Source organism: Teichococcus aerophilus, from assembly GCF_014490485.1.
In the GTDB taxonomy this organism is placed as follows: domain Bacteria; phylum Pseudomonadota; class Alphaproteobacteria; order Acetobacterales; family Acetobacteraceae; genus Pseudoroseomonas; species Pseudoroseomonas aerophila.
Map to the genome: position 1 here is coordinate 37,511 of NZ_JACTVA010000047.1, position 8,757 is coordinate 46,267.

Annotated in this window: 6 protein-coding genes; 4 read left to right on the forward strand and 2 right to left on the reverse strand. The window is 68.5% G+C overall.

Features of this window, described 5'->3' with window-relative positions:
* Positions 1–523 precede the first annotated feature (523 nt).
* Positions 524–1,696 (forward strand): radical SAM family heme chaperone HemW, encoded by a 1,173-nt coding sequence (gene hemW / locus IBL26_RS20250; RefSeq protein WP_187786322.1) that lies wholly within the window; start codon positions 524–526, stop codon positions 1,694–1,696.
* A gap of 373 nt (positions 1,697–2,069) precedes the next feature.
* Positions 2,070–2,294, forward strand: a complete 225-nt coding sequence (locus IBL26_RS20255) for a hypothetical protein (RefSeq protein ID WP_187786323.1) — start codon at positions 2,070–2,072, stop codon at positions 2,292–2,294.
* A 487-nt stretch (positions 2,295–2,781) separates the two neighbouring features.
* On the opposite strand, the gene IBL26_RS20260 is transcribed toward IBL26_RS20255, so the two are convergent.
* Together IBL26_RS20260 and rsmI are read right to left on the reverse strand one after the other, a co-directional pair.
* The gene (locus IBL26_RS20260; protein WP_187786324.1) at positions 2,782–3,906 is read right to left on the reverse strand and encodes a glycosyltransferase family protein; all 1,125 of its coding nucleotides are present in this window, start codon (positions 3,904–3,906) and stop codon (positions 2,782–2,784) included.
* A gap of 389 nt (positions 3,907–4,295) precedes the next feature.
* Complete coding sequence (rsmI, locus tag IBL26_RS20265) at positions 4,296–5,279, reverse strand: 16S rRNA (cytidine(1402)-2'-O)-methyltransferase (RefSeq protein WP_187786325.1); 984 nt, start codon at positions 5,277–5,279, stop codon at positions 4,296–4,298.
* A gap of 62 nt (positions 5,280–5,341) precedes the next feature.
* Here rsmI and IBL26_RS20270 point away from each other — a divergent pair, with 62 nt between their 5' ends.
* Together IBL26_RS20270 and IBL26_RS20275 are read left to right on the forward strand one after the other, a co-directional pair.
* Positions 5,342–6,511: a penicillin-binding protein activator gene (locus IBL26_RS20270; protein WP_187786326.1), complete on the forward strand. Its 1,170-nt coding sequence runs from the start codon at positions 5,342–5,344 to the stop codon at positions 6,509–6,511.
* A gap of 666 nt (positions 6,512–7,177) precedes the next feature.
* Positions 7,178–8,584: an ATP-binding protein gene (locus IBL26_RS20275; protein ID WP_187786327.1), complete on the forward strand. Its 1,407-nt coding sequence runs from the start codon at positions 7,178–7,180 to the stop codon at positions 8,582–8,584.
* Positions 8,585–8,757: the final 173 nt, after the last annotated feature.

The window sequence follows — 8,757 nt, forward strand, 5'->3', positions numbered from 1 at the left end:
CTGGCCGGCGGCGCGTTCCGGGCGAGGCACTCCCTTGATTGAAATCCGGCTTCAGCCATGTGCCCGGGCCGACCTTTTATGCCCAGGCATGTTGGCGGCCAATGTGCCGCCAGCCGGCCAGCGCTAACTCGCGCGGACGCAAAATCCCGGCGCACCGGCTGCCGCCAGAGCAACCGGATAATCCAAGAGATTGTTTTTAAAAGCCTGCTGGGCTGGTTGCGGCGCCTCTATCCCGCGCCGGCTTGTCAGCGGTTCGGCCCGATGTCCGCGCATCCGGCCTGCGGTGCCTCCGTGCCGCACGTAAAATTCCACCACGCCTTACCAGCCTCTCCGCCCTCATTCTGCGGCGGCGATACTCGGCTGACCCTTTCCACACCAAGACTCGCAGAAAAAGATGGGGTCGGGGAATGCCTTCCCTGGCGCTCCCTTCTCCACACGCTCGCGTCCCCAGCGGCAGGCGAATAGGTGGGGGGCCCGCACGGGCGCTCGACTTCCCGCCCATGCATGCGCATATCGCGCCGAGATGACCGAACCGCTCGCCCTCTACGTCCACTGGCCGTTCTGCGCGGCCAAGTGCCCGTATTGCGATTTCAACAGCCATGTGCGGGAACAGGTGGATGCCGCCCGCTACGGCGCCGCGCTGCGGCAGGAGCTGGCGCGGGAGGCGGCGCGGATCGAGGCTGACGCGCCTGGAATCCGCCGCCCGCTGGCTTCCATCTTTTTCGGCGGTGGCACGCCCAGCCTGATGCCGCCGCAGGTGGTGGCGGACATCATCGCCGACGCGTCCCGCCTGTTCGACCCGACGCCCGATATCGAGATCACGCTGGAGGCCAACCCGACCAGCGTGGAGGCGGCGAAGCTGGCGGAGTTCCGCGCCGCCGGCGTCAACCGCGCCAGCCTGGGCGTGCAGGCATTGGACAACACGGCGCTGGGCTTCCTGGGCCGCAAGCATGATGCCGGCCAGGCCATCGCGGCGCTTGAGGCCGCGCGGGGGTTGTTCCCGCGCCTGTCCTTCGACCTGATTTATGCCCGCCCCGGCCAGCAGCAGGATGCCTGGCGCGCTGAGCTGCGGCAGGCGCTGGCGCTGGCGGCGGACCATCTCTCGCTCTACCAGCTGACCATCGAGCCCGGGACGCGCTTCGCCACCGAGCATGCCCGCGGCGCCTTCGCGCTGCCGGAGGATGACGATGCGGCGGCGCTGTACTTCGCCACGGGCGAGGAAGCGGCGCGCTTCGGCCTGCAGCCCTACGAGGTTTCCAACTACGCCAAGCCGGGGGCGGAGAGCCGGCACAACCTGGCCTACTGGCGGTATGGCGATTACATCGGCATCGGCGCGGGCGCGCACCAGCGGCTGATGCTGGGCGGCGAGCTGCGCGCCGCCCGCCGGCATCGTGGCCCGGAAGCCTGGCTGGCGCGGGTGGAAACCGATGGCCACGCGGTGACCCACGAGGAGAGCCTGGCCGCGATGGACCGTGCGCGCGAAGCGCTGCTGATGGGGCTTCGCCTGGCCGAGGGCATCGACCCCGCCCGCTTGCAGCGCCGCACCGGCGTGACGCTGGCTGAGGCACTGGACCCCGCCATGCTGACCGCCTGCCTGGATGAGGGCTACCTGGAATGGCAGCCGGACGGGCGGCTGGTGGCCACCTGGGAAGGCCGCATCCGGTTGGATCTGATGTTGCCGGCACTTCTGCGCTGAACGAGGCGGCCTGGGTCGAGGGAATGCTGCCTCCCTCGAGCTCCCCCGACAGGGGTGCGATCCCTGCACCCGCGATTCACTGGGGCGCCGCACGACAGGACGGGTTTCCGAAGGCCTCAGCCTTTGGAAAGTTTGAAAGGGGCACCGCCCTTCTTAAGGCCCCGACCCTGGGAATATCTCAGCCAAGGTTCTTCCTGTGCCGGGAGTGAATGCCGATGCCAGCACCGCTGACAGGATGCTGCGAAGTGGCGGTAAGGCCTTGGCTGCGTTGCGTCCTGCCTGGCTTTGCCTGATGCCGCGACAATCGGATTGTTACGGCAACCGATGGCCGTGTCGCGTTGTTAACCGGCGCAGACCGTCAGGATCTCCGACAATGCGCAATCTTGCCCTGTTAGGTTTGGCACTCTGCCTCAGCGTCCCTGTTGTGGCGACTGAAGCGTTCCGGTTCAGCCTGCTGCCGGACGATGATGGCGTCGAGACCGTGCTGGCTCAGCACCTGGAGCGCGGCATCGCCTGCGACGGTGCCTCGGCGATGAGCCTGCAGGACGTTGCGCGCCACGTCACCCCGCAAGGCCAGGCGCCCGTCGGCTGTCCCTGATGCGTGACGGCTGCCGGGTGGTTCGGCCGGGGGCGTGACCCGGGCGGGCGGCATTCGGTTCAGGGTAGGAGGAAAAGGTCAGGGGAAAGAATTCCCCTGCGTAAACGTATACGTTTACGCCTTTTTTCCCTTAGTGGACGTAGGGCTTCAAAGCCGGCCTGTGCGGCGATGGGAGCAGATGCCTTCACGGACCATGGCCCATGAGTCTATCTGTGCGCGTGACTCAGGCTTTTCAGCGCTTCCAATTCAAGCCGTCACACGCTGGCAGGATGGTAGGCCGTCCGGGCCGAAGCATCAGCCTCCGGTGGTCGTGGATTCCTGCGTAACCCCAGCCCGGGCCCGAAACGGCTGACGCCGCCACAGCCACACCCAGAAGACTCACAGAAAAAAGATGGGTCCGGGGAAATTCCTTCCCCGGCCTTTCTTACCCAAGTCCAAATGCCGGTCTGCCCTGGAAGGCGAGAGCGGGCCGGGCGCTGCCCAGCGTTCATCCCTGGCGCGGCAGGCGTGCCCGAAACTCGCGGCCGCCGGCGATGCTGGACCGCAGCTCCCGCACCGTCTGGCGGCCGACATACAGGGTGTAGATCTCCTCGCTCTCCGGCAGGCGGTCCAGCAGCAGGCGGAACAGGTCGTCCACATCCTCCCGCCGCAGCAGGCGGTCCGGGTTGAAGTTACGTGCGGCGAACTGCGCCATGTGGCGGTCCAGATGCTCGCTGCGGAAGGTGGTGAAGCGCTGCTGCTGCTCGGCCAGGATGGCGGCGCTGCGGCCCGGCGCCAGGGGCGGCAGGGTCAGGTCGGTCCGTTCCACCAGCAGAGTGCGGTGGTAGCCCATGCGCTGGAAATGCGCCTCGCTGAAGGAAGCACCCTGTTCGCCGATGTAGCGGGCGAAGCAGGCATCGGTCATCACCCGCACGATGCCATTGGCCGCCGCCGCCAGGGCCTTCAGCGCATCTTGCGACGTGACGTCGCACGCCATGCCGTGCCGCTGCAGGAAGCGGAAGATTTCCACGTCGTTGCGGCGCGGGTAGTCCATGCTGCGCAGGATCTCGAAATACGGCGCCAGCCAGGCGTCGATGCGCTGCCAGGCCTGTCGCCGCAGGCCGAAGCCCCAGTGGTGTTCCATGCTGACCAGCTCCAGCGGCCGGTCCAGATCGGGGCGCGAACGGTGCTGGCCGTAGACGGCGAAGTAACCGACCTCGGGAAGCTGCGCGGTTGCCTCCCGCAGCCGTTCCATCATCAGCAGGTAGGCAGGGCCGAGTTCCAGGTCGTCCTCGAAGAAGTAGCCGAGATCGGTCTTCATCGTCTCGAACACCAGCGTCTCGCCGCGCCGGATGTTGAAGGCGATGCCGAGATTCTCCTCGCTGCGCAGCACCCGGCCGGTCGGGAAACTCTCGCGGAACACCTCCACGCTCTCCGCCAGCCGGGCCTCCTCCGCGTAGCGCACGCCGGAATGGCGGGAGACGGCACCATCCTGCACCAGGATGATGCGGCGCTCGTCCAACTCCACACCCTGCTGCGCCTTCAACGATTGGCAAAGGCGGCGCAGGTAATGCGGACGATCGAAGGAGAAGATGACGATCGGAGTTTCGATCGCGCGCAGCGTCTCGGCCATGCCTGCGGGGCTCCTCGGCGTGCTGTCACCCGGCTCCGTGCCTAAGGGGTGTCGTTGGCGATGACAAGCGGGTGAGGCGAGGTCGGGAGGGATCGTTCCGGGGGGGCTTGATGAGAAGGGAAGGAAGGCCGGGGAAGGAATTCCCCGGGCCCCTTCTTTTCTTTTTCGAGTTTATGCGGGGTGTGGCTGTTGATGAGTTGGTCCTGGGACCCGGCTGGGTGCGCCGGAGGTCTAGGACCTCCGGCGACTGAGGGTTCAGCCCGCGTGGCCCATTTTAAATATCATCAGAAGCGTCCGCTTTGGTCCTGCAGCGCTTTGCCAAACTCGCAGAAAAGAAGAAGAGGTCCGGGGAATTCTTTCCCCGGCCTTCTCTTCTCTAACCTCTCCCCTCAATCCTCCGAGCGGAGTTCGAGCGCCCGGGCGTAGACCTGCTTGCGGGGCAGCCCAGTGGCGGTGGCGACCAGGGCGGCGGCGTCGCGCAGGCTTTCGCCGGCGGCAAGGGCGGCGCGGAGGCGGGCGTCGAGGGTCAGTTCCGCCTCGGCGGTGTTTTCCTCGGCTTCGGGTGGGCCGACCACCAGGGCGATTTCGCCGCGGGGCGCGTGCTCGGCGTAGTAGGCGGCCAACTCGGGCAGGGGGGCGCGGCGGATTTCCTCGAAGCGCTTGGTCAGTTCGCGTGTCACGGCGGCGGGGCGGGGGCCGAAGGCTTCGGCGAGGGCGGCGAGGGTCTCCGCCAGACGGTGCGGGGCCTCATAGAAGATGAGGGTGGCGGAGAGGCCGGCGCGCTCGGCGGCGCGGAGCCTGGCGAGTTCCGCGGCGCGGGCGGCGGCGCGGGCGGGCAGGAAGCCGTGGAACAGGAAGGGGTGCGGCGGCAGGCCGGAGAGGGTGAGGGCCATTACCGCCGCGTTGGGCCCGGGCACGGCGGAAATGGTGACGCCGGCGGCGATGGCGGCGCGGACCAGGCGGAAGCCCGGGTCGCTCATCAACGGTGTGCCTGCATCCGAAACCAGAGCCAGGCGTTCACCGCGGGCGATGCGCGCCAGAATGCGTGGGGTGGCCTGATCCTCGTTGTGATCGTGCAGCGGGACCAGGGGCGCCGAAACGCCATGACGGGCCAGCATCGGCGCGGTTACTCTGGTATCCTCGCACAGGATCGCGTCGGCCGCCTTCAGGGTGGCGACGGCGCGGGACGAGAGGTCGCCAAGGTTGCCGATCGGCGTCGAGACCAGGATAAGTCCTGGGGCATGGCCTGGGGCGCGTTCGCCCGGGGTTGTCGTCAGCGTATCATGGCCGGGCTCCCCGGCCGGTGGAGGGGAGGTTTCCGTTGCAGTTTCCGAGGTTGCTGGCTGGTCCTGTCGAGGTTCGTCCGTCTGCACGCGCTGTTCCTTCGGCAAGGACCCACGGAGCGCACACCCCGGGGGCTGGGAAGCCAAGGGGATTGCGGCGGGCCGCCCTGGCACTGGGTGCCCTTGTGGCGCTGTCGGCCTGTGCGCCGCAAGCCTCGGGTCCTGTCTTCAGTGGTGGTGTGGCGCCGGCACCGGGCGGCGGCCTGCCGCCGGGGCCGCCGCCGCGTACCAAGGTGGCGCTGCTGCTGCCGCTGACCGGCAGCAATGCGGCGCTGGGCCAGGCCATGCTGAACGCCGCCCAGCTGGCGCTGTTCGAACAGGGGGCGCCGGGCTTCGAATTCGTGCCGCGTGATACCGGCGGTACCTCCCAGGGTGCGGCGGAAGCGGCCCGCTCGGCCATCGCCGGCGGGGCGCGGGTGCTGGTGGGGCCGCTGACCTCGGCCGAGACCTCGGCGGCGGCGGTGCCGGCGCGGGCGGCCTCGGTGCCGATGCTGCCCTTTACCAACGACTCCAATCAGGCGACGCCGCTGGTCTGGCCGCTGGGCATCACCCCGGCGCAGCAGATGCGCCGGCTGGTGGCGGCGGCCAATGCGCAGGGCGCCACGCGCTTCGCCCTGGCGGCACCGTCCGGTGCCTTCGGGCGGCAGTTGGCGGCCGGGCTGCAATCGGCGGCCAAGGATCTGGGCCTGCCGGCGCCGCTGATGCTGAGCTACCCCGCCGCCGCCGCGCCCGCCCTGGCGGCGCGCGACGTGGCCGCGCAACTGCAGCCGGGCGAGGGCGGTGCGCCGCGCGCGGACGTGCTGATCCTCTCCGAGGCCGGGACGCGGGCGCGCGAGTTCGCGGCCGGGCTGGTGGCCGGCGGAGTAGCGGTGCCGCCGATGAAGCTGGCCGGTACCTCGCTCTGGGCGCAGGACACGACGCTGGCGCAGGAAGCGGCGCTGAACGGCGCCTGGTTCCCTGGCGGCGACCCCAATGCGCGCGCGCAGTTCGAAAGCCGCTTCCAGGCGGCATTCGGGGAACGTCCGTCCCGCGTGGTGGGCGTGGCCTACGATGCGGCCGCCATTGCCGCGCGGGCCATCCGCGGCCAGCCGGATGCGGTGCCGCCGATGCCGGTGGGCGAGATGATCCTGGGTGCCGATGGTGCCTTCCGCCTGGGGCCGAATGGCGAGGTGCAGCGGGCCCTGGCGGTGTTCGCGTTGACACCGGGGATCGATGGCCAGGTGGTTCAGCCGGCGGAACTGCCGGGGACCGCGGCGTTCTGAAGCCCTTGGGCTTTTGGCTTCGGCCAGGGGGCGCTGCCCCCTGGACCCCCGCTGGGGTGACAGGGTCACCCCAGACCCCGCCGTGAGTTTTGGCGCTGCGGGTGGCGTTTGCGTTTTCTTGTTATGATCGGACCCTGGGGGCTTGGCTGGTTAGTTGAGGCCATGCGTTGCGGGTTGCGTAGCGCTCATGGCTTCCTGATTCCAATTGGCCGATATGGCCTGGCTTACTCGGGCTATGCGGGGGGCGCTGACTTATGCTCCAAGTTCCACGGCTCTCGGCGCACCGTACTGCTTTTACCGGCCGGAATTATTGAAATAAATCTGATTTAAAATTTCTTATATTCTATGATGTATGCCTGTAAATGGCATCGATTATTGCGGTCAGTATCCCTTCATCTGCCCTGTTTATTGCGTGGCCATAAGTGCGGCTGCTGGTGATCCTTCCCGGCAACTCGCAGCGGGGTCCGGGGTGGACTTTCCACCCCGGCGGGAGGGCCCAGGGAGGGCAGAGCCCTCCTTGGCCAACCTCCCCGGGAACGCCTCGCACCCACAACGAGCCGTTCCCCCGACTGTCATGAAAGAAACACGCGCTGCCAAGGCCTTGGCGGTTCCCTGCCGGGCTGGCCGCCGTATTGTTGCAGGCTTGGTGAAGAGAGTGGTTCCTTTATGACGGAACAGGTTGCGGCACCCATCTCCTTGGGGCGGCTGGCGAGTTCGGCGGCGTTGATCGGCTGGGTGCCGGTGGCGATGTTCCTGGCCTTGGGCGTGGGGCGGTGGCTGGACCCGGCTTTGGCGCTGCTGGGGGCAGGCGTCACCGTGCTGGGCGCCTGGCTGGTGGCCTGGATCTGGCTGAGCAACCTGGCACGGCTGGCGACGGTGCTGCGCCGGGCGTCGGAGGGGCATGGGGAGGCGCTGGCCTCGCCCGGACCGCCGATGCTGCCGGCCATGCGGGACGTGGCCGAGGCGACCGCCCGGCTGGCCCGCAGCCTGGATGAGCGCAGTGCCCTGGTGGGCCGGCTGCGCCGCGCCGACGCGGCCATCCTGGAGAACCTGCCCGACCCGTTGTTCGTGCTGGCGGAGGACCGGACGCCGCTGCGCGCCAACCGGGCGGCGCGGCTGCTGTTTGGCGTGCCGGTGGCAGATATGCGGCCGCTGGCAGGCGACACCGGTGCGTTGCTGCGCCACCCGGCGCTGGCAGGGGCGGTGGATCGCGCGTTGCTGGAGGGCTCGGTCCAGGCAGTGGATATCGTGCTGCCGGTACCGGTCTCGCGGGAGTTGGCGGCACAGGTGATTCCGCTGGACCCGCCGCTGCTGGATGGTGGCCGGCTGGTGGTGCAGTTGATAGACCGGACGCGGGAGCGGGCGGTGGAGCGGATGCGGGCCGATTTCGTCGCCAATGCCAGCCATGAGCTGAGGACGCCGCTGGCCAGCCTGATCGGCTTCATCGAGACGCTGCGTGGCCCGGCGGAGGATGACGCCGATGCCCGCAGGCGCTTCCTGGGCATCATGGCCGAACAGTCGGAGCGGATGCGCCGCTTGATCGACGATCTGCTGGGCCTGTCCCGCATCGAGCTGACGGAGCACCAGGCACCGACCGGCCAGGTGCTGCTGGCAGAGCTGGCGCGTTCGGAGGCGGAGGCGATGGTGCCGATCCTGGCCCGGCGCTCGGTGCATCTGGATCTGGCGCTGGATGACGCTGCGCTGGCCACGCCGGCCGATGGGGAGCAACTGGCGCAGGTGCTGCGCAACCTGCTGGAGAACGCCATCCGCCATGGGCGGGAGGGCGGCACGGTGCGGCTGGTGGTGCGCCAGATGAAGGGGGACCGGCCGGGCGCGGTGATGGAGATCACCGACGATGGCCCGGGCATTGCGCGCGAACATATCCCGCGGCTGACGGAGCGCTTCTATAGGGTGGACAAGGGCCGTTCACGCGGCGCTGGCGGCACCGGGCTGGGCCTGGCGATCGTGAAGCACATCATCAACCGGCACCGCGGGCAGCTGGTGATCGAGAGTGAGGAGGGGCATGGCGCGACCTTCCGGGTGTGGCTGCCATCGGCCGTCGGAGCAGGATGAGGGGCAGTTTCAGCGGCGCTGCATTTTTTCTGCGAAAGCCGGTTGACGGTGTTGGGATGGTTGGGTAGAAACCGCCCCCCACCGCAAGGGCAACTGAGTGGCCGGGAAGTAAAGACTGAGGCGCTGCTAAATAAAGCTAAAATACTGGTTGACACTGAGGTGGTGGTCCGGTA